Raw genomic sequence first — 25,502 nt, forward strand, 5'->3', positions numbered from 1 at the left:
CTGGCCCTCCCTTAAGAAATGCGGATGCGTGGATTGAGGAACACGTAGCCGATATCCGATATCAGCTGCGTGATCAGAACCACGACCACAGAGACGACCGAGACGGCCAGAAGAAGTTCGATGTCATTGTTCGATGCGGCCTGCACCAGCAACCAGCCAAAGCCTTTGTAGTTGAACAACGTCTCTACAATCACTACACCGTTCAACAGCCAAGGGATTTGCAGCATGATCACCGTGAACGGTGCAATCAGTGCGTTGCGCAGCGCGTGTTTCATGACGATATTGCCAAAGCTGACGCCTTTCAGGCGCGCCGTTCGAATGTACTGCGCCGTCATGACTTCGGTCATGCTCGCCCGCGTCATCCGCGCGATATAGCCCATGCCGTAAAGCGCAATGGTGATCACGGGCAGGGTGAAGTTCTCGAAAGTTGCATTCTCGATGGCCTGCGTGGCCGATCCTTTGAACCATTTGAGCCCAAAGGCGGAAGAGGCGAAGACCGCTATAAAGATAACCCCCGAGACATATTCAGGCGTCGCCGTGGTCGTGATGGAGAATGTAGAAAGGGATCGGTCCAATCCTGACCCCTCTCGCATCCCGGCCAAAACGCCCACCAAAAGCGCCATCGGCACCATAACCAACAGCACAAAGCCCATCAGCTTGCCCGTCGCGGCAAGCCGGACCGCAACAATGCTGCTGACCTCATCCTTAAAGACCAATGAATAGCCCCAGTCGCCCTGCAAGATGCCGCAGAATGTGGGACGCTCGGCTTCGGGAGCGTCTTCAGCAAAACACTGCCCCGTCACGACGCCTTCGGCGGATTCGGTCACCCAGCCCGGCGCGACCCCCAGCCAACGCCCATATTTGATAAAGGTGTTGTCCAGATAGCCCCTGTTGCCCAGCCAACTGGACACCGCTTCATCCGACATGCGGAAGTTACCTTGGGTCTTGGCGAGTTTTTCAAGGTTCGGGTAGAGGTTGGTCAAAAAGAAGACCAGAAACGTCAAGCATAGTGCGGTCAGCAACATGACGCCCAGTCTTCTGAGGATGAATAGTCCCATAAAATCGCCCCTGTTGGTGGCTAAAGGCAGTTATTTGCTGCCGGTGGCTTAAGTGCGGACGACATTCAAAGCGTCTCGCAGTTGGCGGCCTTGCTAGGCTCAGTGCATTTTGCGTGAGGTATTTTCGTCGATTTTTCCCCTGCACCCGTCCGATGGTTTTTCTGCGAGCCGCGGCCTGTTTAGTTGCGCTCTGCGGATCGATCCCCTGTACGGCGGGTGCGTTTTTTGTGTTCCCTGCACGCATGAGGCAACAGAACCGGGCCTACGTCAACGGGGCGCGTCGAGGAATTAGTGAACTTTTGCGACATAAAACCATTCCGTTTGCGACATCACTCAACTGAGGCGCGCAAATCGGACATGGTTGGGGTATTTCAACGGGACGCGGATTTGCGCAACACGGTGGGCGTTTTTGAGGTGTGCGCCTGTATGAACCGGGTGAAGTATGCAGCCGATCCGAATCCCAGATGCCGCGCGATGTCCTGAATGGCGACATCGGTTTCACTGAGTGCGATGCGCGCGGCGTAAAGCACGCGCTCGGTCAAAAGATCAGCCGCTGTGCGTCCCGTCGCTGCTTTGCAGGCGCGGGTCAGATGCGTCGGGGTTACGTTCAGTGCCTCGGCATGCTCGGCCATGCTGATCCCTGTCGCATGAAATTGTGTGACACGCTGGCAAAACCGTGCACTCAGCCGTGCGGCCGCGTTCATCGGTGTGGGCAAGTGTTCGGGTCGCGCAATCTGGCGGCGTAGCCAGACGGACATAAGTGCAATATGGGCGTCCAGAGCGTCTTGCGACAACTCCCGACCGCTTGAGTCTTCTCTTTGTGCGGTCTCAAACAGGCTGGTGAGTTCGCCAATTGATGGGGCGTCGCGCACGCGCAATTGGCGCGGCCCCTCGGGCAACCGCACTTGGGTGCCGGCAGGGATTTGGGCGGCAAGCCCCATGCCCTGTCGTCCCAGTTCAAGCGAAAAGAGCGTGCCGGCAGGCACCAGAATTGCATTATGCGTTCCCACACCGCGCCGCGTCCCATTCAGCAACATACGCCCCTGTCCCCGCGTGACCCAGATCAGCAAGTGCACATCACGGTCATGGGCGAGTGACAGCCGCCAATCTTTGGTGCCAGTCAGTTTCGATAGTGTAAGGACCCGGATGGGCGGAAGGGACATACCTGCCTCTATGTTCGAAAAAAGAAGCCCAAACAGGCGATGTTGTGTATGACCTGTCCATTAAGGACGATTATTGTCAAGCGCGTGTAAGACTGGGTGCCACAACCCACTGCCAGTCGTTCATCCGAGCGCGAAACCATGTGCGCTGACGTTTGGCGTATTGTCGGGTGGCGATTGTGGCAGAGGTGACCGCCTGTTCATGGTTAAACGATCCGTTCAGAACGCCCAAGGCTTCGTTCACACCGATGGCGCGACACGAAGGCAAGACGGGATCGAACCGGTCTTGCATGGCGCGCGCCTCGTCCAACGCGCCACCGTGCAGCATTTGGTCAAATCGGGTTTCAATGCGTGGGTTCAACCATTCTTTCGGGCTGTCGAGCACGATCCCGGAAAACGCATCCTGCGCCAAAACCGGAGGTGCGGTATCGTCTTGCCAGTCTGCTAGAGAACGGCCTGTCGCTTGCTGGACTTCCCACGCGCGCTGGACCCGTGCGCGGTTGGCCATGTCGATGCGCCGCACTGTTTCGTCGTCTAGCCCAGCGACCATAGCGGCAAGGTCCATTCCATCCGCTTCCCACCGAATCTGTCGAGGAGTTTCTGGTATAGGGGCCAAACCTTCGGTGAGTGCGGTGAAATACAAACCCGTTCCCCCGACGATGATCGGGCGCTGGTCCTGCAAGATCGGCAAAACCTCGCGCAGCCAGTGACCGGCAGAGTAGGGCGCATCATAAGGTAAGTGCCCGTAAAGGGCATGGGGTGCGCGCGCCTCTTCTTCCAGTGACGGGCGGGCCGAGATCACCCGCCAACAGTCGTATACCTGACTGGCATCGGCATTTACGATCACACCGCCCTGTGCCTCAGCAATGGCAAGCGCCAACGCAGATTTGCCTGACGCCGTCGGTCCCGCGATCAAAACCGGCAAATGGGCGGGCAGGGTCGAAATGAGGTCGCGGATCATGCTGTGTCATCCATTGAAACCGCGCCTGTTTTAGGACAGGTTGCCCTGCAATTGAAAGAGCAGGGGCGCGCCATGACCGACACCGACACCAAAGCCACATTCAAACGAGTAATGTTGAAAATCTCAGGCGAGGCGCTGATGGGGGATCAGGGCTTTGGTTTGCACCCACCCACAGTCGAACGGGTCGCAAAAGAAGTAAAGGCTGTCCACGACATGGGCGTGGAAATCTGCATGGTGATCGGGGGCGGCAACGTATTCCGAGGCCTGCAAGGGTCCGCACAAGGGATGGAGCGTACAACGGCCGACTACATGGGCATGCTCGCCACGGTCATGAATGCGCTTGCTATGCAATCCGCACTCGAAGGGATTGGTGTTTTCACGCGGGTCATTTCAGCCATCACAATGAACGAAGTGGCTGAACCCTATATCCGTCGCCGTGCCGTGCGCCACTTGGAGAAAAAACGGGTCTGTATCTTTGCCGCGGGAACTGGGAACCCATACTTTACCACCGACACCGCCGCGACCTTGCGGGCCAACGAAATGTCGTGCGAGGCTATATTTATGGGCAAGAACGGTGTGGATGGTGTCTATGACAAAGACCCCAGAACTCATTCGGATGCAGTACGTTATGACACCGTTTCCTATGACGAGGTCTTGCAAAAGCGCCTTGGCGTGATGGATGCCAGCGCCATTGCTCTTGCCCGCGACAACAACTTGCCCTTGTTTGTCTTTCCTCTCGATACACCCGGGGGGTTCAAAAGCATTCTTGCTGGCGAGGGTACCTATACAGTGGTCAGGGACTGACACAGCCGCGGGATCAAGAGACCTTATGAGCGTTCTGGTAATACAATGATCTGAGATGAAAGCCCGCTGGCCTTTTGGCGCATCCTTGATCTATACCAATGCCATCGAAGGTGGCACAGACCACAGCAAGACCACAGGATGAGACCCATGTCAGACGACTTTATGCTGGACACCGATGACCTTGAACGCCGTATGGACGGTGCCATGGCCAATCTCAAAACCGAATTTGCCTCGTTGCGCACAGGTCGTGCGTCATCCTCAATGCTGGAACCGGTTATGGTGGACGCCTACGGGTCGATGACACCGATCAACCAAGTCGGCACAGTCAACGTTCCCGAGCCTCGGATGGTCACCATCAATGTCTGGGACAAGGGCCTTGTTGGAAAAGTCGAAAAGGCAATTCGCGAAAGCGGTCTTGGCATTAACCCGCAGCTTAATGGTACCATCATCATGCTGCCCATTCCCGAACTGAACGAGGAACGGCGCCGCGAATTGAGCAAGGTGGCCGGTTCTTACGCCGAAAACGCCCGTGTGTCGGTGCGCAACGTGCGTCGTGACGGAATGGATCAGATCAAGAAGGGCAAAGCCGACGGGATGTCCGAAGATGATCAAAAACTTTGGGAATCCGAAGTGCAGGACATGACAGACAAGTACATCAAGAACGTGGACGAAGCTCTTGAAACCAAGCAAGCTGAGATCATGCAAGTTTAATTGGGCAGCGTCGGAATTGGTCGTTTGAGCCATTCCGGCCCCAAAAAAGAGCGCAGCTTCGAATAGACGCCTCGGAATATTAGCAAGAAGGGCATTGCCGGATGATATTAGCGCGACGTTTCAATTCCGAACGATCAGGATTCAGACATTAAACACACCCCGCATAAAGGCCCGCGTCACGTGGCCATCATTATGGACGGCAACGGCCGCTGGGCGACACAGCGCGGACGGCCTCGTTTGTTCGGGCACCACGCGGGTGCGCGGCGCGTGCGTGAAGTGGTCGAAACCTGCCCCGACATCGGCGTGAAATACCTGACAATCTTCGCCTTCTCGACAGAGAACTGGAAGCGAACTCAGGTTGAGGTTGCAGGCCTCATGAACCTGTTCCGCCGCTACATCATCAAAGAGGCCAAATCTCTGACCCATTTTGGAGTTCGCGTTCGATTTATCGGCGATCGCGTTCGTTTGGACGACAAGCTGATCGAGTTGATGAACGAACTTGAAGAATTGACGGCGGGCAACACGGTCGTGAACCTTACCATTGCGCTCAACTACGGTGGGCGTGATGAAGTGGCACGTGCCACCAAACGGCTCGCCCAGGACGTAGCTGATGGCAAGTTGCTACCCAAAAATGTAGACGAGGAAACTCTGCCAAAGTATTTAGATACTTATGTTTTGCCGGATCCTGATCTGGTGATACGCACCAGCGGAGAAGCACGGATTTCGAACTTTCTACTCTGGCAGTCCGCTTATTCAGAATACGAATTCATCGACACACTCTGGCCCGATTTCGGGCGCGAAGAGTTTACGGCGCTTTGTGCCAGCTATGGCGGACGTGCGCGCCGTTTTGGTGGTGTGGGCACGTGAGCGAACGTTGGTCCGACCTTGCCGTGCGCCTTGGGTCGGGCGCGCTCATGGTTGTGGTTGGGATCTGGGCGATCTGGATGGGAGGCGATGTCTTTCATATTGTCGTTGGTCTCGTTTGCGGTTTGATGGTCTGGGAATTGACACGGATGCTGGCACCCGAGACCCCGGGCCTTGCGATCCAGCTAGGCGGGGTGGCCGGTCTTGCTGTGCTGCTGGCCATGTACCTGCCGCTGGCATTCGCCGCGCCATTGTTGATCGCTCCGGCTTTTGTCGGTGCCTCGCAGTTGCAGCGATATCGCGTACTCTTTGGCTGTTTCACCGTGATGGTTCTCGCCGCGAGCTTTGGAATGGTGCACGTGCGTGATGATTTGGGCTTTACCTGGCTTGTCTGGCTGGTTCTGATTGTGGTTGTAACCGATGTCGCTGGGTACTTCGCGGGTCGTATGCTGGGAGGACCCAAATTCTGGCCTCGTGTAAGTCCCAAGAAGACATGGTCCGGCACCGCAGCAGGATGGATTGGGGCCGGCGCAGTTGGCGCGATTTTTGGCTTAAACTCAGGCATGTGGAGTGCGGTCTTTCTGGCCTCCATACTGTTGTCCTTTGCCAGCCAAATGGGCGACATCGCCGAAAGCGCGATAAAGCGCAAAATGGGGGTTAAGGACAGTTCAGCATTGATCCCGGGCCATGGCGGCGTGCTTGACCGTTTTGATGGGATGCTGGGGGCCTCGGTTGGATTCCTTTTGATCGAACTGGTCTTTGGCTTCCCCTGGGTGGTGCAGTGACACGGCGGGTGTCGATTTTCGGAGCTACGGGCTCGATTGGGCAAAACACGATTGATCTGATCGCGCGCGATCGTGACGTCTATGACGTGGTTGCGCTGACAGGATCATCCAATATCTACCAACTGGCATGGGATGCAAAACAGCTGAAGGCAGATTTGGCCGTAACGGCCGATCCAATGAGGTTGGATGAATTACGTGCTGCCTTGTCCGGATCCGGGGTTGAGGCCGCTGCGGGACAAGATGCCTTGATAGAGGCTGCACAACGGCCAACCGATTGGGTGATGTCGGCTATTGTCGGTGCGGCTGGCCTCCAACCAGGCATTTGCGCGTTGGAACAGGGGGCCACTCTCGCGCTTGCCAACAAAGAGTCCCTTGTTTGCGCGGGGTCTTTGATGCTGTCTATGGCCAAACAGCATGGCGCACGATTGTTGCCTGTTGACAGCGAGCACTCAGCCGTTTTTCAGGCCTTAGCGGGCGAGGATATGGACGCGGTTGAGCGGATCATTATCACGGCAAGCGGGGGCGCCTTTCGTGACTGGCCGCTGGAAGAACTGGCACAGGCGACACTGGCACAAGCCTCTAGTCATCCAAACTGGGATATGGGGCAGCGGATTACCATCGATTCGGCGTCTATGTTTAATAAAGCTTTGGAACTCATTGAAACACGTGAGTATTTTGAGGTTTCGCCAAAGAAAATTGAGGTCCTTGTACACCCTGAATCCATGATACACGCGATGGTGGGGTTCAATGACGGTGCACTCATGGCACATGTTGGGCCGCCTGATATGCGCCATGCTATCGGTTATGCCCTCAATTGGCCCACGCGGCGCACTTTGCCGGTCGAACGGCTTGATCTGGCGGCCATTGGTGCGCTTACTTTCCGTGCCCCGGATGAGATACGCTGGCCAGCGCTGCGATTGGCACGCGAAGTGATGGAGCGGGGCGGGTTGGCGGGCGCAGTGTTCAACGCAGCAAAAGAAATGGCACTGGACGGTTTCATCGATGGCAACTTAGGCTTTACGCACATGGCTGAGATCGTCGACGAAGTACTGAACGCGTCTGACCCAAGCCATATTGATGCCCAAATGACCCTTGATAACGTGCTGGCGGCGGACCACATGGCCAGACAAGCCGCGAAAAACATCATCGAGCAAAAAGCAGGATAACACCTTGGATATTTCGGCCCTTTTTTCCGCCTTTGGTGGCACGGCATGGACTCTTTTCTTTTTCGTGCTCGCACTCAGCGTGATCGTCGCGATCCATGAATACGGCCATTACATCGTTGGACGATGGTCCGGCATTCAGGCGGATGTGTTTTCCATCGGATTTGGGCCAGTGCTTTGGAGTCGGATGGATAAACGCGGCACCCGCTGGCAGATTGCAGCCCTTCCTTTTGGTGGCTACGTCAAGTTTGCAGGGGACGCCAACGCAGCGTCGGGCAAAGATGAGGCCGCGATGGAAGAGGCTCAGGCTAATCCGGTCGCCTTGCGCCGCACAATGCATGGTGCCCCGTTGTGGGCACGGGCAGCAACGGTCGCTGCGGGCCCCGTTTTCAACTTTGCCCTCTCCATTATGGTGTTCGCCATCGTTGGCTATTCCAACGGCGTGATCCGCGATCCGCTGACGGTCGGCGAATTGCAACCGCTACCGGCCGAAGTGCAGGAATTGCAATCCGGCGATGTGGTTTTGGCCATCGAAGGTACGACCGTGCCCAGCATCAACGACGCAGCTTACGGCGACTTTATGAGCGACCTGCCGCAAAAACCCCAACTGGAATACACGATTGAGCGGGAGGGATCCGAGCGCGTGGTTACTGGTCCATATCTTCGCCCCCCATTGGTCAGCAGTGTCAGCCCTCAGAGCGCGGCAGTGGCTGCTGATCTTGAACGTGGAGACGTGATAACGGCTGTTGACGGAAACCCCATCTTTGCGTTTGGACAGATCAAAGAGGCGGTCGAAGGGTCAGAGGGCCGCAGCCTCAATCTGACCGTTTGGCGCGATGGAACACTCAGTGAAAAAGTACTGACGCCAAAGCGCGTGGATGAACCTCAGCCCCAGGGCGGGTTTGCCACTCAATGGCGCATCGGAATCGCAAGTGGCAACGCTTTTGAACCTGCCACCGAAGCCCCCGGTGTGGGCGAGGCAATCACCGGTGGTGTTGCACAAACATGGCGGATCATCTCAGGTTCGGTTTCCGGACTTGGTTATATGATTACGGGTGCGATCAGCACTTGCAATCTGTCAGGCCCAATTGGCATTGCACAAGTGTCTGGCACCATGGCCAGTCAGGGGCTCGAAAGCTTTATCTGGTTTATTGCAGTACTCTCAACCGCCGTTGGTCTTCTGAACCTTTTCCCGATCCCGGCACTCGATGGGGGACACCTCGTTTTTTACGCCTATGAGGCTGTGACCGGAAAACCGCCCAGCGATGGTGCATTGCGTGTGCTGATGGCAGTCGGGCTGGCGCTGGTGTTGTCGCTCATGGTGTTTGCGCTTGGTAACGACCTGTTCTGTCCATAACGCGCGGATTTGGCCAGCCGCCCACATTCTGCCACATTTGGTCCAATTTCGCGCCGCAATCGACTGGTAGGTGTCTATCTAAGAAAAGGATGGACCCATGCAAACTATTCAAAGTGGATATCGCGGCCTGAGCCTGATCATGACGCTGAACTGGGATCGCGTACTTTATGTCGCCACATTGGCCACTGCATTGGCTGCTGGCGCTTGGCTCGGCAGTCTCTGAATTCATTGACTTATCCACAGATGTAGTAGGCCAGCCCGCGCAATGTCGCGGGTTTTGTGGTTTTGACAACCCAACGCATTGCCGTTACTCACATTCTCACTGAATGTCTGAACACGTGGGGAACACCATGGGACTGGGGATGAGCGGCGTGAAAACAACGGCTGAAAGCAGCCTGAGACGCGTCTTTCGAGCGCTTTTGATTATTGCACTGGTTTCAGTGGGTTGGACCGGGTTTTCGGCGCCAGCTTCGGCGCAGAATTTTAAATTTAACCAAGTGGTTGTTGAGGGCAATACCCGGATTGGGGACGCTGCCATTCTGACACAGGCAGGAATCGCCCCTGGCCAGACAGTCACGGCGGGACAGGTCAATGATGCTCTACAGAACCTGCAGACCAGTGGTTTGTTCGAGACCGTCAGTGTTGTTCCACAGGGCTCAACCCTGCGTATCACCGTCGTAGAATTGCCCACGATCAACCGAATTTCGTTGGAAGGAAACCGACGTGTGGGTGATGACGCCTTGGGTGCCGTCATCCAAAGCCAGGAAAGACGCGTTCTGAATCCGGCGCAGGTTGAACGGGACGCAAGCGCGATCGCCGAGGCTTATACAGTTGCGGGCCGTATCGCGGCACGGGTCACCCCCCGGATCATCAGACGTCAGGACAACCGCGTCGATCTTGTGTTCGAAATTTTTGAAGGCGATGTGGTCGAGATTGAACGGATCAGCTTTGTCGGCAATCGAGTTTATTCGGATCGCCGCCTGCGCCGAGTCGTTGAATCAAAGCAGGCGGGTATCTTTCGCGCCCTGATTCAATCAGACACGTTGGTCGAGGACCGGGTCGAGTTTGATAAACAAGTTCTGCGGGATTTCTACTTTTCCCGTGGTTATGTTGATTTCCGCACTCTTGGAACAAACGCACAGTTGACCGAAGAGCGTGACGGATTCTTTCTTGTGTTCAACATTCAAGAGGGACAGCAATTCAGCTTCGGAAACGTCATAGTTTCCAGCGATCTGCCGGAGGTCGACGTAGCAAAATATCAGTCCTTGGTGAAAGCCAAGCATGGCGTGACCTATTCGCCGACGTTAGTGGACGACGAGATTTCGCGCTTAGAACGTCAGGGGCAGCGAGACGGGGTCGATTTCCTGCGCGTGGAACCGCGTGTCACCCGAAATGATCGCGACCTCACGCTCGATGTGGAATTGATCCTGACGCGAGGGCCACGGGTGTTTGTCGAGCGGATCGATATTGAAGGCAACACAACCACGCTGGACCGTGTGATCCGGCGCCAATTCAAGATTGCGGAAGGGGACCCCTTCAATCCGCGCGAAATCAGAGACTCAGCCGAACGTATTCGCGCGTTGGATTTCTTTGCCGCCTCAAACGTCGATGCGCGCGAAGGTTCAAGGCCTGATCAAGTTGTCATTGATGTTGACGTTGAAGAACAACCTACTGGATCGTTGAATTTTGGTGGTTCGTATGGTGCCGACGATGGATTTGGATTGGTTCTGGCCTTTACCGAACGAAACTTCCTAGGCCGCGGCCAGACATTTGGCTTTAACTTTTCGACCGCGCAGGAATCCGAACAATACGGGTTCACATTCATCGAGCCTTCCTTTTTGGGCCGTGACGTCGCCTTTGGCCTCAATCTTAGATACTCCGCAAGCGACTCGAGCTTTGCCAATTATGACGCTGAAAACCTTCTGTTCCGTCCGAGCCTAACCTTTCCTGTCAGTGAACGCGGCCGTCTAAGTCTGCGGTACACATATGATAGAGACGAAATGCTTGTTCGTAACCCGGTGACAAACGGTCCGATTGTTCAAAGGGAAATCGATGCAGGAACTCAAGTCGCCTCATCCATTGGCTATTCTTATGTTTTTGATTCTCGAGAAGGCGGTTTGGACCCTGATGCGGGTTGGCTCTTTGAATTTGGCCAGGACTTTGCAGGACTTGGAGGTGATGCCGAATACATACGCACCACTGCTAAGATCATTGGCCAACGCTTTGCGTTCAACAAAGACGTGATTTTGCGGGCCACGCTTGAGGGTGGGGTATTGTCATGGAAAGAAGGCACCAACCGCACGGTAGATCGGTTTTCTGTTGGCCCGCGGATTTTCCGTGGTTTTGAACCGGGCGGCATTGGGCCACGCGATTTGAGCGCCCCGGAAGATCCTGACCCATTGGGTGGCAACCTGTTTGTTGTTGCTAGTTTAGAAGTCGAATTCCCACTTGGTCTTCCTGAAGAATTGGGTATCCGTGGGGGCCTATTTTACGATGTAGGAAACCTGTGGGACCTGAGTGACGTGGATCTCACTGGCGGTAACGTCGTTGGTGAAAGCGGCTCGTTCCGCCATGTTATCGGATTCTCGATCTTTTGGGACACAGCGATTGGACCGTTGCGCCTGAATTTCTCTAACGCGCTCAAGAAAGAAGACTTCGACGAAGAACAGACGTTCGACCTGACCATTTCAACCACGTTCTGACGGATGGGACAGTGGCTAAGGTGGTTGTGTGTGGTGATCGCCCTTGCAGGTGCGGACAGTTCATTTGCGCAGAGTATGCGCAGTCCGATCCTGACCATTGACAGTGAACGGCTCTATCGTGACAGCGTTTTTGGTCAACGCGTTCTTCAAGAGATCGAAGCGCATTCGGCCAGACTGGCCGAAGAAAACCGCACAATTGAGGAAAAGCTGGAACAGGAAGAAGCAGAGCTGACAAAGCAACGCTCTGAAATGGAGGCCGCAGAGTTTCGCGCGCTGGCCGACGCCTTCGATGCCCGTGTGCAGGCTATTCGGCGCGAGCGGGAGGCCAAGAATGGCGACATTGCTTCTGAGCTCGAAAGCAACCGGGACAGGTTCCTGACAGTCGCACTGCCGATTCTTGAGGCAATCATGCTCGAGGCTGGGGCGGGTATTGTACTTGAACAGCGCAGCGTCTTCATCAGCGCCAATGCAATCGACATCACCGACAGAGCTATTTCGCGTGTCAATGCCGCGCTTGGGGACGGCACTGAAAGTGCAGACGACTAGGTGCGCTTGCCCCCTTTCGTCGCCCTTGATAGGCACGGATGCATAACAGTTCTCAGAACAAGGCGCTTGCCAAATGTCGATCGAGTTAAAGACCGCAGATATTGCACTGATACAACGCATTCTGCCACATCGATATCCCTTCCTGCTGGTGGACAAGGTTGTTGATATTGAAGGGTATCAATCAGCAACCGGCATCAAGAACGTCACCATGAACGAACCCCATTTTCAGGGCCATTTCCCCGACAAACCGATCATGCCGGGTGTCACAATTATCGAGGCGATGGCGCAAACCGCCGCCGTGATGGTGGGAACGGCCCTTGATATGGCAGACAAGAATATGCTCGTGTATTTTATGGCCATCGACAAATGCAAATTCCGCCGCATGGTGGTACCAGGCGATGTGCTGGAGTTGAAATTGAACACGACGCGCGGCAAGCTTGGCGGCAAAGTCTGGAAGTTTTCTGGTGTGGCGGAAGTGGAGGGCGATATGGCCTGCGAAGCAGAATTCACAGCGATGATGGACCTGCCCGCCGCATGAGCATGCCGGGCATCCACCCCTCCGCTGTGATTGAAGACGGCGCGCAAATTGATGCAAGTGCTGAGATCGGTCCGTTTTGTGTGATCGGTCCGAATGTGGTGGTTGCTGCGGAAGTAGTGCTTAGGAGCCATGTCGTGGTGACGGGACACACCGAGATTGGCGAAGGCACAACTGTGTTTTCATTTGCGGTGATCGGTGAAGTGCCTCAGGACCTCAAGTTCAAGGGCGAGGCCAGCAGGCTGGTCATCGGCAAACGCAACCGCATTCGCGAACATGTCACCATGAATGGCGGCACCAAAGGCGGCGGTGGTGTAACCCGGATCGGGGACGATGGGCTGTTCATGGCTGGGTGCCATGTCGCCCATGACGCCCATATTGGGGACCGGGTGATTGTGGTCAATTCAGCCGCCGTGGCCGGGCACTGCGTTCTTGAAGATGATGTGATCATCGGCGGGTTGTCCGGCATTCACCAATTTGTCCGCATTGGGCGCGGAGCCATTATCGGTGCTGTAACCATGGTGACGAACGATGTGATCCCTTATGGTCTCGTGCAGGCGCCACGGGGTGATTTGGATGGCTTGAACCTTGTTGGCCTGAAACGGCGTGGCGTTGCCCGAGGCGACATCACCGCATTGCGCGCGGCATTTCAGATGCTGGCACAGGGCGAGGGGACGTTTCATGACCGCGCTGAACGGCTCGGCAAGGAAACTGACAGCGAATATGTGCGTGAGATAGTGGCATTCGTTATGGGCGACAGTGACCGGTCGTTCTTGACGCCCCGCTGATGCCCAAGACGAGCCTTGCGCTGATAGTAGGCCGGGGAGGGCTTCCTAGCGCTGTCGCAGAGGCTCAGGTTGAAGCGCCATTGGTCTGCGCGCTACGCGGGCACGACCCTGAAAAACTGGCAGTAGACATCCATTTTCGTATTGAGCATCTGGGAAGCATGCTGGACCAGTTGCGCACTCGTGGTGTGACTGAGGTTTGCTTTTGCGGGGCTATCAACCGCCCTGATATTGACCCGACACAGATTGACGCTGCCACCGCGCCGATGGTTCCGGTTCTGGCGGCTGCCGTCGCCGGCGGGGAGGACAGCGCACTGCGTGCAGTACTGGGACTGTTCGAAAAAGCAGGGTTTGCAGTGCGGGCCGCTCATGATCTTGCTCCGGACCTGTTACCAATGCCTGGTGTACACAGCGTCGTTCAACCGGGCGCAGACGTGGCCACTGCTTTGCCCGTTGCGCAGGCCGTTTCTGGGGCACAAGGTGCTGCTGATTTGGGACAGGCCTGCGTGGTGCGGAATGGCCGATTGATTGCGCGTGAAGATGCGCGGGGGACTGACGCTATGCTGTCTGATCTCGCTGGCTCTGCCGATCTGGGAGATGACCCTTTCGGAGCCATGCTCGGTTTGGCCGGAGAAGCGTTGGATAGTGCGGCCGACTGGCTGTCTGGCCCCGACGCACCCAATCGCAAAGGTGGATTTTTGTTCAAAGCGCCCAAGCCGGGGCAGGATCTCCGGGTTGATCTGCCTACAATAGGACCGAACACAGTACGCCATGCAGCGCGCGCCGGGCTCGACGGGATAGTTATCCAAGCGGGCGGTGTCATGGTGCTGAACCCGATTGAAGTCCGCAGAACCCTCGATCAGGCGGGGATGTTTCTATGGGTGCACTAACGGTCTTTCTGATCGCAGGCGAGCCGTCTGGGGACGCGCTTGGGGCTGCTTTGATGGCGGGGCTTAAGCAATTGCATCCGGAGGTGGACTTTGCAGGGATCGGCGGTCCGCTGATGGAAGCGCAAGGGATGACCAGCCAGTTTGATATGTCTGAACTTAGCCTTATGGGTATCGCCGAGGTCTTACCTAAGTACTTTCATCTCAAGCGCAGGATTGCTGAGACAGCAGACGCCGTGATTGAGCAAAAGCCTGATGTTTTAATCACCATCGACAGCCCCGATTTTTGCCTGCGAGTGGCCAAGCTGGTCAAAGCAGGCAGTGACATCCGCACCGTGCATTACGTGGCCCCGACGGTTTGGGCCTGGCGCCCGGGGCGGGCCAAGAAAATGGCACGGATGATCGACCATGTGCTGGCACTGTTCCCGTTCGAGCCGCCCTATATGGAAGCCGAAGGCATGGCCTGTGATTTTGTCGGGCATCCGGCGGCGAATGCGCTTCGCGCAACTGCTGATGAATGCGCGGCTTTTCGCTCGGCACATGGGCTTGCCGATGCGGACCCTCTGGTTCTGGTTTTGCCGGGATCGAGACGGGGTGAAGTGGCACGCATGGGCCCTGTTTTTGGCGAGGTGCTGGGTGCGCTGGCGAAAAGCAATCCAAACATGCGCATGATCGTGCCCGCCGCCCCAGCCGTTGCCGACGCAGTGCAGGCGTTGGTCAAGGATTGGCCAGTCCCGGCGCATATCATCGATATTCGCGGAATGGACAGTGAAATCGCTCAGGCCACCAAACGCGCGGCCTTTGCGGCAGCCGACGTGGCTCTTGCCACATCCGGCACCGTCGCGCTTGAACTGGCTGCTGCCGAGACACCGATGGTCAGCGCGTTCGATCTCAACTGGTTCAGCCGCATCATCATCCCACGCATGCTCATCACTGATACGACCTGTCTGGTTAACCTTGTAACGGACAGCCGCGTTGTGCCCGAATTGATTGGCTTTGACTTTACGGCTGACAACGTGCGCACCGCGATGGAAGGGCTGCTGGCAGATCCATCTGTTCAAGCCGAGGCCATGGAAAAGACCATGGATTTATTGGGACGCGGCGGCGAGGATCCAGGGGTGCGTGCGGCGCGCGCAGTTCTGAACCGACTGTGATCCAGTAAAACGCACTTTAGGCGCATTATATAATTGAATGCCCCGCAAGTTCAGGCCCAAGCGGGGCAAAAATGCTAGCCCAGTTGCACCAAGGCGTGCCGCTTCTTGCCTGCAGAAAGTTTGATGGGTGAGGTCAGCGCCTCTGCGTCGATCATCAAGCCTGCGTTGCTCAGTGGTGCGTCGTTCAACCGGGCGCCACCTTCCGAGATCAGGCGCTTGGCCTCTTTGCCGGACCCAGCGAGGCCTGATTTGACGATGAGTTGCACAATGGAAATACCATCGCCGACCTCCGCCGTGTTCAATGTGAGCGTTGGAAGATCGTCCCCGACGCCACCCTTTTCGAACACATCGCGCGCAGTGTCTGCCGCCGCCTGCGCCGCTTGTTCTCCGTGCAAAAGGCTGGTGACTTCGGTCGCAAGCCGCACCTTGGCCTCGTTGATCTCTGACCCCTCAAGCGCGCCCAGTTTCTCACACTCGTCCAGGGGCAACTCGGTGTAGAGTTTCAGAAACCGTCCTACATCCGCATCCGTAGTGTTGCGCCAGAATTGCCAGAATTCGTAAGGCGACAGCATGTCTGCATTCAGCCAGACAGCGCCCGACTGCGATTTGCCCATCTTTTTTCCGTCCGACGTAGTCAGCAGCGGGGAAGTCAGGCCAAACACTTCGCCTTCGATCACGCGGCGGGTCAGGTCGATGCCGTTGACAATGTTGCCCCATTGATCGCTGCCGCCCATTTGCAGGATGCAGCCGTACCGGCGGTGAAGCTCCATGAAATCATAGGCTTGCAGGATCATGTAGTTGAATTCGAGGAAGGACAGGGATTGTTCGCGGTCCAGCCGGGACTTGACGCTTTCAAAGCTCAGCATCCGGTTGATCGAAAAATGCCGCCCAATGTCGCGCAGGAAATCGAGGTAGTTCAGGTCGTCCAGCCACTCTGCATTGTTGAGCATCTGCGCGCCTGCATCATAATCAATATAGGCAGAGAAAACCTGCTTGATGCCTGCGATGTTGGCGTCGATCTGCTCGGGGCCCAGTAGCGGGCGTTCGTCGGCACGGAAAGACGGATCGCCCACCTTGGTCGTCCCACCGCCCATCAGGGTGATCGGCTTGTGCCCCGTCTTCTGGAACCAGCGCAGCATCATTATTTGAATCAATGATCCCACGTGCAACGACTTGGCCGTCGCATCAAAGCCGATATAGGCCGGGTGTGATCCTTTCAGCAGAGTTTCATCAAGGCCCTGCAGGTCAGTGCAGTCGGCCAGAAACCCACGCGATTGCATCACGTGCAGGAAATCGGATCGGGGCGTGTATGTCATAGCTTGTCCTTGCGGCGGTGCTGGCCCACTCTGCAAGCACGTCAGCGGGCGTGGCGCTGTCTATAAGGGGCAGGAGAGCAAAGGAAAAGGCCATGGAAAGGGTCAAAGACAAAGGGACGGTTATCCGTGCCTTGGGGGCAATGTCAGGGACGTCGCTTGACGGCGTGGATGCGGCGGTTCTTGAGACGGACGGCGTTAGCATTTCTGGCTTTGGACCCAGCGGCTACCGCACTTATGACGCGGTCGAACAGGACGTTTTGCGCGCCGCGTTGGGCCAATGGGCTGGGCCGACATTGGTGCCGGCGCGAGAGGTCGTGATGTCCGCGCATGTCGGGCTGTTGTCCGACTTTGAAGATATCGATCTGGTCGGCTTTCATGGTCAGACGGTCGCGCATGCTCCGCGCCTTCAGGGCACGTTGCAGCTCGGAGACGGAGCTGCACTGGCGGAAGCGCTTCAAACTCCGGTTGTTTGGGATTTTCGCACGGCAGACGTGGAACTGGGCGGCGAGGGCGCACCCCTTGCTCCGTTCTTTCACTTTGCCTGCGCTAAATGGATGGGCGCCGAGGCGCCAATCGCCTTTTTGAACCTAGGCGGTGTGGGTAATATCACGTGGGTAGATCCGACATGTGGTGCGCCCGAAGAGGCGGGCGCTCTGCTCGCCTTTGACACGGGACCTGCCAACGCACCGCTCAACGATCTTATGCTGACGCGCATGGGTCAGCCCTATGACAAGGACGGTGCACTGGCTTCCAGTGGCACCGTTGAAGCAGGCGCGCTTGAGTTGTTTTTGGCAGAACCGTTCTTTGCCCGTATGCCGCCCAAGTCTTTGGATCGAAATGACTTTGCCGAGATGGTTGGGCTCGTGCGAGAACTGAGTGATCCTGATGCCGCTGCCACCCTGACGGCTATGTGCGCCGCAGGGGTCGCCGAAGCGATGCAGCATTGCCCCAATCCGCCCACATCCGTTCTGGTGACCGGTGGCGGGCGTCAAAACCCGGTTTTGATGAAGATGCTTGAGGTGTCGCTTGATTGCCCTGTGAAACCGGTTGAGGCGGTTGGCCTTGATGGGGATATGCTCGAAGCGCAAGCCTTTGCCTATCTGGCGGTCCGCGTGGCGCGCGGAATGCCAACGTCCTGTCCCGGGACAACCGGCGTGCGTGCGGCTGTAGGTGGCGGCACGCTCAGCGCTCCAAACCGCGTGCGAAGCCTGCGGTAAACTTCGTATGGCGCTGTGCCTTCGGGTGGGAAATTGAGGTGCGCCGACGACCAAGAACGCGTTGATCTAAAGCACACGCATTTCCGTTAGCGCCGCCTTGGTTTCAGAGGTCAGGGCATACAGGACCGTCTGATGGGTCATTGCGGTATATCGAAACCGGGCGGAGCCAGCGTGAAACCTTCGAACTGGAAACCTGGCGAAACTGTGCAAGAGACAAGAGTATATGCCCCGGTGCTGCGCGCCGCCTGCCAATGCCCTTCAGGCACAATGATCTGCGGTGCGCCCGCGCTCAGATCCGGGGTCAGGATATGATCCACCGCTGGGCCTTCATCGGTAGCGCTGAGCGATAAAACCAAAGGAGCGCCGGAATGGAACAACCAGATCTCGGTTGCATCAACCTTATGCCAGTGGCTGGATTCGCCCTCGGCCAACAGGAAGTAGATGCAGGTACCGCAGGGTCGCCCTTCGCCTGATCCTACCCATGTCTGGCGGTAGTGACCGCCCTCCGGGTGAGGCGAAAGGCCAAGGTGGTCGATGATCTCTTGTGCCGTCATGGGGCAACGGTAGGGTGGGCGCAAACGGAGGACAAGTGCCATGCAAGTGGTGATCATCGGCGGAGGCATCATCGGGGCAACGCTTGCGCATCGATTGGGCCAAGCTGGGGCGCGCGTTACGGTGATCGAGGGCGGACCAGGGGCAACGCCGGCCTCATTTGGGTGGATCAACGCCAGCTTCTATCTGAACGACGACCACTTTGTCTTGCGCGCGGCTGGCCTTGATGCGTGGAAGCGATTGGGCGGGCATGTCACGTGGTCAGGGTGTCTTTGCTGGGAAGAGACGGGGGACGCCTTTGACGCCCAACGGGATAGGCTTGCCACGATGGGTTACGATGTTGAGGAGGTCGACGCACAAGGGTTTGCTGCACTCGAACCAAACATCCAAACACCCGAACGTGCATTGCGTTTTGCGCAGGAAGGGGTGGCCGCGCCCGCCCAAGTGGTCGAAGCGTTGTTGTCGGGTGTACGTCGGATCACTGGCGTGCATGTGAAAGGCATCGCAACGTCCGGGGATACCGTCACTGGCGTCGAAACGGCTCAGGGTCTGATCCCAGCCGACCGGGTCGTCGTGGCCGCCGGGACTGGCAGTCCGTCGATTTTGAGCACAGTGGGTGTGAACTTGCCGATGCTGGAGCGTCCCGGTCTGATGCTGCGCACAGCGCCTGTTCGCCCACTGATGCAGCACATCCTTGTCACGCCGGGGCAGGAAGTGCGGCAGGACGCGCAGGGCCATATCTGGGCACCCACTGCCGCCAACCACCAAAGCGACAATACCGAAGAAATTACAACGCGTCCTGACTTACTCGCGGATGCGGCATTGGTCCGGCTTCAATCCATGCTGCCCGATCACCCGCTGGTTAGGGACCGCGTGATGTTGGCCGCGCGTCCTGTGCCGCAAGACGGATTACCGGTCATAGGGGCCTGCGGGCCCGCGGGTCTGTTTGCGGCCGTGATGCATTCGGGGGTGACGCTAGCGGCAATCACTGCTGAACTGTTGGCCCCACAAGTCATGAATGCGACGCTGAGTAATGCACAGAGCGCATTGGCTGCGCCATTTGCCCCGGACCGATTTCAAAGCGGGTAGTCGTAAAACCTAAGATATCGGGCATGGGTCGGATCAACCTCGTAGAACGGCTCACAAGGGGCGAACCCCATCCGAACATAGAGCGCGATTGCTTGGGTCAGCGGCGTTATGGTGTCCAACACCATGCGTGAATATCCATCTTTGCGCGCCGCCGCGATGGTCGCCTCCACAAGCGTGCGCCCGGCGCCACTGCCACGGATTTTCGTATCAACGTAAACGCGTTTGATTTCCGTCACGCCGGGTGTGGCAAGAGGGTAATACATCGCGCACCCGACGACTTCGTTTCCAACAGACGCCAACAGGATGTCGCCAGTGGGGCGTGCATGGATGCGCGGTAGGTCTTGGATCAAGTCACGGTAAGTGGGTTGATCAAGATATGAAGCGAGGACGTGAGGAAAGGCATGCGACCGCTCAAGCAACAGATCCCGATAGGCCCAGCACAATCGCGCGACATCAGCATTATCCGCTAATGTCGCGCTGCTTATGGTAAGATCAGTCACCGACCGGGCGTTACTTCAGGATCGAGCGGCCTGCATATTCCGCGCTTTCGCCCAGCGTCTCTTCGATCCGGATCAACTGATTGTACTTGGCCAAACGGTCCGAACGCGACAGCGATCCAGTTTTGATTTGCCCACAGTTGGTTGCGACGGCGAGATCGGCGATGGTCGCATCTTCCGTTTCACCGGAACGGTGGCTCATTACATTGGTAAACCGGGCGCGGTGCGCCATGTCGACTGCTTTAAGAGTTTCGGTCAACGTACCGATCTGGTTGACTTTTACCAACATGGAGTTGGCAGAACCTTTTTCGATGCCTGTCGCCAGACGCTCTGGATTGGTGACAAAAAGATCATCCCCGACCAACTGCACGCGATCACCGATGGTGTCCGTCAACAGCTTCCAACCATCCCAGTCGTCTTCGCCCATACCATCCTCAATCGAGATGATTGGGTAGTCGTCCGCCAGTGCTGCAAGGTAGGCCGCGTTTTCTGCCGAGGTCAGTGTCTTTCCTTCGCCGGCCATGACGTAGGCGCCGTCTTTGTAGTATTCAGTGGCAGCGCAATCGAGCGCGAGGTAGATTTCCTCACCCGGTGTATACCCGGCCTTTTTAATTGATTTCATAATGAAATCAAGCGCGTCGCGGGTGGAGTTGATTGCTGGAGCAAAGCCACCTTCATCTCCGATGCCGGTCGCATATCCGGCCGCAGTCAGTTCTTTTTTCAGTGTGTGGAATACTTCTGATCCCATGCGAATGGCCTCGCGGATATTGTCCGCAGCCACCGGCATGATCATGAATTCCTGAATGTCGATGGGGTTATCAGCGTGTTCGCCGCCGTTGATGATGTTCATCATCGGCACGGGCAAAACGCGGGCGGATGTGCCGCCAACATAGCGGAACAGCGGCTGCTGTGTGTAGTCCGCAGCGGCCTTGGCCACGGCCAGCGAGACGCCAAGAATGGCGTTTGCGCCCAGTCGCGCCTTGTTCGGTGTGCCGTCCAATTCGATCATGACGTGGTCGATCTCGACCTGTTCGGTGGCGTCAATCCCCACCAGTGCCTCTGCGATCTCGCCGTTTACGGCAGCGACCGCCTCAAGCACGCCTTTGCCCATGTAGCGGCTTTTGTCGCCGTCGCGCTTTTCCACCGCTTCATGCGCACCGGTAGAGGCACCCGACGGGACAGCTGCGCGGCCCATTGTGCCGTCTTCGAGGGTAACGTCGACTTCGACAGTGGGGTTGCCCCGGCTGTCGAGGATTTCGCGGGCGTAAATGTCGATGATGGTGCTCATGGATGACGTCTCCGGGAGGGTTGGCGTAAATTTGATTAGCGTCTAGCGCGATGTGAGCGCTAGCAAAAGGGGGGTCAGGCGCTGGCCTGTGATTTTAACACCTGTTCGCGCCATAGGGTATACAGGCCGGAAGCAACGATAATCGCCGCCCCAATCAGGGTCAGCGCGTCCGGGTTCTCACCAAACAGCGCCATGGCGATGATCAATGCAAAGACCATACGTGAATAGCGAAAGGGCGTGACGAACCCAATGTCGCCAATTCGCATGGCGTAAGTGATCGCAAAATAGCTGATGGCCCCAATCAGGACGGCGGCACCAAGAAGTCCGGATTGCAGCCCATTTGGCATGACCGGAGCGACCCCACCAAAGGTGAGCAGGATGACTGAGGCAGGGATGAGCGTCAGAAACGCGAGAAAGCTCAATTGCATCGAACTGATTGCAAAGGTCACTCGTCGCGTAGCGAGATCCCGAACCGCCAGTCCCAGCACACCAAGCACGGCAAAAAGCGACAGCCAGTCAAACCCTTCAGTGCCAGGCCGAATGATCATCAACACACCACCAAACCCGACCAGGATCGCGCCCCAGCGCCGCCAGCCCACTGGTTCACGAAAAAACACAGCGGCCCCAAGCGTTACGAGCAAGGGGGCGGCTTGTAAAATGGCCGAGGCAGTCGACAAAGGGATCAGCGCAAGGGCGGTGACAAAGCCCAAAGTGCCCAGCAATTCGGCCAGATTTCGCAAAAGCACGGGGCGCGCCAAAAAGTTCGCCTGCCAAAGAGACTGGCGCTGCACACGACACAGAACAGCAAAGACAGTGGCCCCGCCGATCCCAAGCAAGCCGATGATTTGACCAACAGGCAAAGCGTCGGACAGCAGCTTGATCAAAGCGTCTTCTATCGCAAAACCAAGCATGGCCAGCACCATGATCGCTGCGCCGCGCAAATTGTCCATGTTCTGCCTTTACTGCGCCAACCGGAGCATCAACTGATTGCCCTGCTTGCGCGTCTCTACCCCTTTGAGCGAGTCCACAAGAGCTGACAGTTTTCGATGTCCATAAGTGCGCGTATCAAAATCGGGATGCGCGTTCTGAATGGCTTGACCAATCTGACCCAACGCATACCAATCATCGTCCTGGTCGATCTTGTCCATGGCGGCCTCTATCAGGGGCAGGGCGGACTTGGGGGCTTCGCGACTGGTTGTCGCCTGAGGTTCGTCAAGAAGGTTTTCAATGAGGATAAAACGGTTGCAGACATTGCGCAGCGCTTCGGGCGCCTTGGCCTCACCGATGCCGATCACGGTCAGCCCGTCTTCTCGCAGGCGGTTGGCAAGGGCCGTGAAATCACTGTCTGACGAGACGATGACAAATCCGTCAAAGCGCCGCCCGTGCAGGATGTCCATGGCGTCGATCACGAGGCCAATGTCGCTGGCATTCTTGCCCGTGGTGTTAGACGTATCCTGATGGGCGACCAGCCCTAGTTCCAGAATGCGGGCTGACCAAGCGTTCAGTCGTCCCGAGGTCCAGTCACCATACACGCGGCGCAGGGCAGGTTCGCCAATTGATGTCACTTCGCGCAGGATCGCGTCAGCGAACTTGGCAGGCACATTGTCGGCATCAATCAATACAGCCAGCAGAGGGCGGTTTCGGTCGCTCACAGGTTTTCCTTCGGTCGGGCGCACTCAGCGCTTTTTCGGCACGCCATAAAGCTCAAGGCGGTGGCCGCGCAGTTCATATCCCAGTTTCTGGGCGATGTTTTCTTGCAGAGCTTCGATCTCGGCATCCACAAACTCGATCACTTCACCCGAGTTCATGTCGATCAGGTGATCGTGGTGCTCACGCTCAGCATCTTCGTAGCGCGCGCGCCCGTCGCCAAATTCCAGCTTGTCCAGAATACCCGCCTCTTCAAACAGCTTGACCGTACGATAGACCGTGGCGATCGAGATGCCGGAATCCACGGCGCTGGCGCGATTATAAAGCTCTTCGACGTCCGGATGGTCGTCAGAGGATTCCAACACTTCGGCAATCACCCGGCGCGGGTGGGTCATGCGCAGACCATTGGCTTCGCTACGTTGGGTTATGGTGGGACGTTTGGCGCTCATGAGCCTTGGTGTAGCGAAGGATTGCCGCTTGCACAATTCGCTATCCCCGATTGCGGTTGACGCCATCCGGGGATGGGTCCAAGGGGGGCCATGAGCGATTTTGACATGATGAACCTGCCGGACGTATTGCGCGCCCGTGTCGCAGAGATGGGTCTGACGGACCCGACCCCCATTCAGGCCCAGGCGATCCCGCATGCGATGAATGGGCGAGATGTGATGGGGCTAGCCCAGACCGGCACCGGTAAAACCGCCGCATTTGGCATCCCGCTAATTGCGCGGTTGATGGAAGAAGGTGCGCGTGCCGCCCCGAAAACGGCGCGTGGCCTGATCCTTGCGCCGACGCGCGAGTTAGCGGGGCAGATCGCGACCGTGTTGCGCAACCTGACGGACATGAAAGTGCAGATTGTCGTGGGTGGAGTATCTATCAACCCGCAGATCCAACGCTTGTCCAAAGGTGTCGACATTCTGGTCGCAACCCCCGGACGCTTGCTCGATCTGGTGGATCGCCGCGCCGTTCGGTTGGACCAGACCGGATTTCTGGTGCTGGACGAGGCCGACCAGATGCTTGATCTGGGCTTTGTCCACGATCTTCGCAAAATCGCGTCGATGATGGGCGAAGACCGCCAGACCATGCTATTCTCGGCCACGATGCCAAAACAGATGGCAGAAATCGCGGGATCCTACCTGCGCAGTCCGATCCGGGTCGAAGTTTCTCCTCCTGGCAAGGCTGCCGACAAGGTGACACAGGCCATCCACTTTATTGCCAAGGCCGAAAAGACCGCGCTGCTGGTCGAACTGATGTCCGAACACAAAGAAGAACGCGCACTGGTCTTTACCCGCACCAAGCACGGGGCCGACAGGCTGGCGCGCGCGTTGGAAAAGAAGGGCTTTGCTGTAGCGGCCATTCATGGCGACAAACGTCAGGGGCAGCGCGACCGCGCACTGGCTGCGTTCAAGGCCAGCGAGGTCAAAGTGCTGGTGGCCACAGATGTGGCTGCACGGGGCCTTGATATCCCTGATGTGAAACACGTCTACAACTTTGACCTGCCCAATGTACCCGAAGCTTATGTGCATCGGATCGGACGCACCGCCCGTGCGGGCAAGGACGGGGCGGCGATTGCGTTTTGCGCACCGGACGAGATGGACCAACTGAAGGACATCCAGAAGGTTTTGAAAACCGCCATTCCGATCGCCTCTGGCCGCCCATGGGAACCGATGGATGATCCGGCTGCCAAAAAGCCATCAGGTGGCCGGGGTCGTGGTCGCGGTCGTTCAGGCGGTGGTGGACGCCCTGGTGGCGCACCGGGGGGCGCGAAACCGGGCAACCGGCGGCGGCGCAAACCCAAACCAAAGACGTAAGAGCCGGTTCGGTTCTGTCCCCGAAGGGCGGGTATGAGCCCTTTGAAGGCGTTCATGCAAATCGCAGCGAACAAATGCTCAGAGTCCAACCTACTCAACAGCGTTATCCACGTTTCGAATGGCGGCCGACACCTTTGGCATATGACCCAGTTCACCAACCCCACGCGATGTCGATGAGTTGGCCAAGGTTTTTGCCAGGGTTATTTCGAACCAGTTTTGCCGCCCTCGTAACACTTATTTCGCTAGTGACTACCAAGTTTTGAACTATTTTCTTCTGGCTTTCAGACATACCAGAAGTCGCCCACTCCTGCTGTCGCGCCTCGTCTTCCAGTATTTGTTCTGAGCCGAACAAGGAACCTAAGGCTTGGACTTTGTCGGACGGTCTGCGATTGAAAAGGTCTAACATGTCTATTCCTATAATGATTGGCTGTTGGGTATCTCGCTCAATAAGTTGGGACATAGAATTCGCGGCCGCATTTGTTCTTCGGTCAATTGCCTTGGATTTCTGGCCAAACGCAGGTGCTGGATTTAATTGTGCCTGTTTGGCAAATTGTTTGACACCCAACTCTCACGAATGGGGCAGCTAGGTGCGTCGTTATGCCCGGTGCGCATGCGA

The 25,502-nt window shown here is 57.0% G+C and carries 27 protein-coding genes; 16 read left to right on the forward strand and 11 right to left on the reverse strand.

Features of this window, described 5'->3' with window-relative positions; genetic code table 11:
* Positions 1-11: 11 nt before the first annotated feature.
* The 3 genes from ABJD00_RS06815 to miaA form a co-directional block, all read right to left on the reverse strand.
* On the reverse strand, positions 12-1,058 hold the full coding sequence (locus ABJD00_RS06815; RefSeq protein ID WP_413831328.1) for an ABC transporter permease: 1,047 nt from the start codon (positions 1,056-1,058) through the stop codon (positions 12-14).
* Positions 1,059-1,429: 371 nt separating this feature from the next.
* A complete protein-coding gene (locus ABJD00_RS06820; protein ID WP_413831330.1) occupies positions 1,430-2,221 on the reverse strand; it encodes an AraC family transcriptional regulator in 792 nt (263 codons plus the stop codon).
* Positions 2,222-2,297: 76 nt separating this feature from the next.
* The gene (gene miaA, locus ABJD00_RS06825) at positions 2,298-3,179 is read right to left on the reverse strand and encodes a tRNA (adenosine(37)-N6)-dimethylallyltransferase MiaA (protein ID WP_413831332.1); all 882 of its coding nucleotides are present in this window, start codon (positions 3,177-3,179) and stop codon (positions 2,298-2,300) included.
* Positions 3,180-3,251: 72 nt separating this feature from the next.
* On the opposite strand from miaA, the gene pyrH reads away from it, so the two are divergent.
* The 13 genes from pyrH to lpxB all read left to right on the forward strand — a co-directional run bounded on the left by pyrH (position 3,252) and on the right by lpxB (position 15,472).
* Complete coding sequence (gene pyrH / locus ABJD00_RS06830) at positions 3,252-3,983, forward strand: UMP kinase (protein WP_413831334.1); 732 nt, start codon at positions 3,252-3,254, stop codon at positions 3,981-3,983.
* Positions 3,984-4,130: 147 nt separating this feature from the next.
* Positions 4,131-4,694, forward strand: coding sequence for a ribosome recycling factor (gene frr / locus ABJD00_RS06835; RefSeq protein ID WP_413831336.1), 564 nt, complete (start codon positions 4,131-4,133; stop codon positions 4,692-4,694).
* A gap of 180 nt (positions 4,695-4,874) precedes the next feature.
* Entirely contained in the window at positions 4,875-5,561 is a 687-nt protein-coding gene (uppS, locus tag ABJD00_RS06840) for a polyprenyl diphosphate synthase (RefSeq protein WP_413831338.1), read from the forward strand.
* Positions 5,558-6,343 carry a phosphatidate cytidylyltransferase gene (locus ABJD00_RS06845; protein WP_413831340.1) on the forward strand — a complete coding sequence of 262 codons (786 nt, stop codon included), beginning with the start codon at positions 5,558-5,560 and terminating at the stop codon, positions 6,341-6,343. Before uppS ends, ABJD00_RS06845 begins: the two co-directional genes overlap by 4 nt.
* The gene (dxr, locus tag ABJD00_RS06850; RefSeq protein WP_413831575.1) at positions 6,328-7,509 is read left to right on the forward strand and encodes a 1-deoxy-D-xylulose-5-phosphate reductoisomerase; all 1,182 of its coding nucleotides are present in this window, start codon (positions 6,328-6,330) and stop codon (positions 7,507-7,509) included. Before ABJD00_RS06845 ends, dxr begins: the two co-directional genes overlap by 16 nt.
* Before the next feature lie 4 nt (positions 7,510-7,513).
* Positions 7,514-8,863 carry an RIP metalloprotease RseP gene (gene rseP, locus ABJD00_RS06855; protein WP_413831342.1) on the forward strand — a complete coding sequence of 450 codons (1,350 nt, stop codon included), beginning with the start codon at positions 7,514-7,516 and terminating at the stop codon, positions 8,861-8,863.
* A gap of 97 nt (positions 8,864-8,960) precedes the next feature.
* Entirely contained in the window at positions 8,961-9,086 is a 126-nt protein-coding gene (locus ABJD00_RS06860) for a hypothetical protein (RefSeq protein ID WP_413831344.1), read from the forward strand.
* A 139-nt stretch (positions 9,087-9,225) separates the two neighbouring features.
* The gene (bamA, locus tag ABJD00_RS06865) at positions 9,226-11,565 is read left to right on the forward strand and encodes an outer membrane protein assembly factor BamA (protein ID WP_413831346.1); all 2,340 of its coding nucleotides are present in this window, start codon (positions 9,226-9,228) and stop codon (positions 11,563-11,565) included.
* Between the two features lie 30 nt (positions 11,566-11,595).
* Positions 11,596-12,111, forward strand: a complete 516-nt coding sequence (locus ABJD00_RS06870) for an OmpH family outer membrane protein (protein WP_413831348.1) — start codon at positions 11,596-11,598, stop codon at positions 12,109-12,111.
* Positions 12,112-12,184: 73 nt separating this feature from the next.
* Positions 12,185-12,649 carry a 3-hydroxyacyl-ACP dehydratase FabZ gene (gene fabZ, locus ABJD00_RS06875; protein ID WP_413831350.1) on the forward strand — a complete coding sequence of 155 codons (465 nt, stop codon included), beginning with the start codon at positions 12,185-12,187 and terminating at the stop codon, positions 12,647-12,649.
* A gap of 2 nt (positions 12,650-12,651) precedes the next feature.
* Complete coding sequence (gene lpxA, locus ABJD00_RS06880; RefSeq protein ID WP_413831577.1) at positions 12,652-13,434, forward strand: acyl-ACP--UDP-N-acetylglucosamine O-acyltransferase; 783 nt, start codon at positions 12,652-12,654, stop codon at positions 13,432-13,434.
* Positions 13,434-14,321 (forward strand): LpxI family protein, encoded by an 888-nt coding sequence (locus tag ABJD00_RS06885; protein WP_413831352.1) that lies wholly within the window; start codon positions 13,434-13,436, stop codon positions 14,319-14,321. The genes lpxA and ABJD00_RS06885 overlap by 1 nt, the downstream gene beginning before the upstream one ends.
* Complete coding sequence (lpxB, locus tag ABJD00_RS06890; protein ID WP_413831354.1) at positions 14,309-15,472, forward strand: lipid-A-disaccharide synthase; 1,164 nt, start codon at positions 14,309-14,311, stop codon at positions 15,470-15,472. Before ABJD00_RS06885 ends, lpxB begins: the two co-directional genes overlap by 13 nt.
* Before the next feature lie 74 nt (positions 15,473-15,546).
* On the opposite strand, the gene tyrS is transcribed toward lpxB, so the two are convergent.
* Positions 15,547-16,788, reverse strand: coding sequence for a tyrosine--tRNA ligase (tyrS, locus tag ABJD00_RS06895; RefSeq protein ID WP_413831356.1), 1,242 nt, complete (start codon positions 16,786-16,788; stop codon positions 15,547-15,549).
* 92 nt (positions 16,789-16,880) lie between these two features.
* Between tyrS and ABJD00_RS06900 the strand changes: the two genes are divergently transcribed.
* Positions 16,881-18,005 carry an anhydro-N-acetylmuramic acid kinase gene (locus ABJD00_RS06900; RefSeq protein WP_413831358.1) on the forward strand — a complete coding sequence of 375 codons (1,125 nt, stop codon included), beginning with the start codon at positions 16,881-16,883 and terminating at the stop codon, positions 18,003-18,005.
* A 137-nt stretch (positions 18,006-18,142) separates the two neighbouring features.
* Here the strand turns inward: ABJD00_RS06900 and ABJD00_RS06905 are convergent, their stop codons facing one another.
* Positions 18,143-18,559 carry a cupin domain-containing protein gene (locus tag ABJD00_RS06905; RefSeq protein WP_413831579.1) on the reverse strand — a complete coding sequence of 139 codons (417 nt, stop codon included), beginning with the start codon at positions 18,557-18,559 and terminating at the stop codon, positions 18,143-18,145.
* Positions 18,560-18,599: 40 nt separating this feature from the next.
* On the opposite strand from ABJD00_RS06905, the gene ABJD00_RS06910 reads away from it, so the two are divergent.
* Complete coding sequence (locus tag ABJD00_RS06910; protein ID WP_413831360.1) at positions 18,600-19,646, forward strand: NAD(P)/FAD-dependent oxidoreductase; 1,047 nt, start codon at positions 18,600-18,602, stop codon at positions 19,644-19,646.
* On the opposite strand, the gene ABJD00_RS06915 is transcribed toward ABJD00_RS06910, so the two are convergent.
* From ABJD00_RS06915 to ABJD00_RS06935, 5 genes are all read right to left on the reverse strand, one after another.
* Positions 19,634-20,146: a GNAT family N-acetyltransferase gene (locus ABJD00_RS06915; protein WP_413831362.1), complete on the reverse strand. Its 513-nt coding sequence runs from the start codon at positions 20,144-20,146 to the stop codon at positions 19,634-19,636. The two genes, ABJD00_RS06910 and ABJD00_RS06915, sit on opposite strands and share 13 nt — an antisense overlap.
* 10 nt (positions 20,147-20,156) lie before the next feature.
* Positions 20,157-21,431 carry a phosphopyruvate hydratase gene (gene eno, locus ABJD00_RS06920; protein ID WP_413831364.1) on the reverse strand — a complete coding sequence of 425 codons (1,275 nt, stop codon included), beginning with the start codon at positions 21,429-21,431 and terminating at the stop codon, positions 20,157-20,159.
* Positions 21,432-21,505: 74 nt separating this feature from the next.
* Positions 21,506-22,381: a DMT family transporter gene (locus tag ABJD00_RS06925; RefSeq protein ID WP_413831366.1), complete on the reverse strand. Its 876-nt coding sequence runs from the start codon at positions 22,379-22,381 to the stop codon at positions 21,506-21,508.
* 9 nt (positions 22,382-22,390) lie between these two features.
* Positions 22,391-23,083, reverse strand: coding sequence for an NYN domain-containing protein (locus ABJD00_RS06930; protein WP_234423487.1), 693 nt, complete (start codon positions 23,081-23,083; stop codon positions 22,391-22,393).
* Positions 23,084-23,107: 24 nt separating this feature from the next.
* Positions 23,108-23,527, reverse strand: coding sequence for a Fur family transcriptional regulator (locus ABJD00_RS06935; RefSeq protein ID WP_413831368.1), 420 nt, complete (start codon positions 23,525-23,527; stop codon positions 23,108-23,110).
* Positions 23,528-23,617: 90 nt separating this feature from the next.
* Between ABJD00_RS06935 and ABJD00_RS06940 the strand changes: the two genes are divergently transcribed.
* Positions 23,618-24,886, forward strand: a complete 1,269-nt coding sequence (locus ABJD00_RS06940; RefSeq protein WP_413831370.1) for a DEAD/DEAH box helicase — start codon at positions 23,618-23,620, stop codon at positions 24,884-24,886.
* 151 nt (positions 24,887-25,037) lie between these two features.
* Here ABJD00_RS06940 and ABJD00_RS06945 read toward each other — a convergent pair whose 3' ends face one another.
* Positions 25,038-25,292, reverse strand: a complete 255-nt coding sequence (locus ABJD00_RS06945; protein ID WP_413831372.1) for a hypothetical protein — start codon at positions 25,290-25,292, stop codon at positions 25,038-25,040.
* Positions 25,293-25,502: the final 210 nt, after the last annotated feature.

This window comes from Tateyamaria sp., from assembly GCF_039945315.1.
GTDB lineage: Bacteria > Pseudomonadota > Alphaproteobacteria > Rhodobacterales > Rhodobacteraceae > Tateyamaria.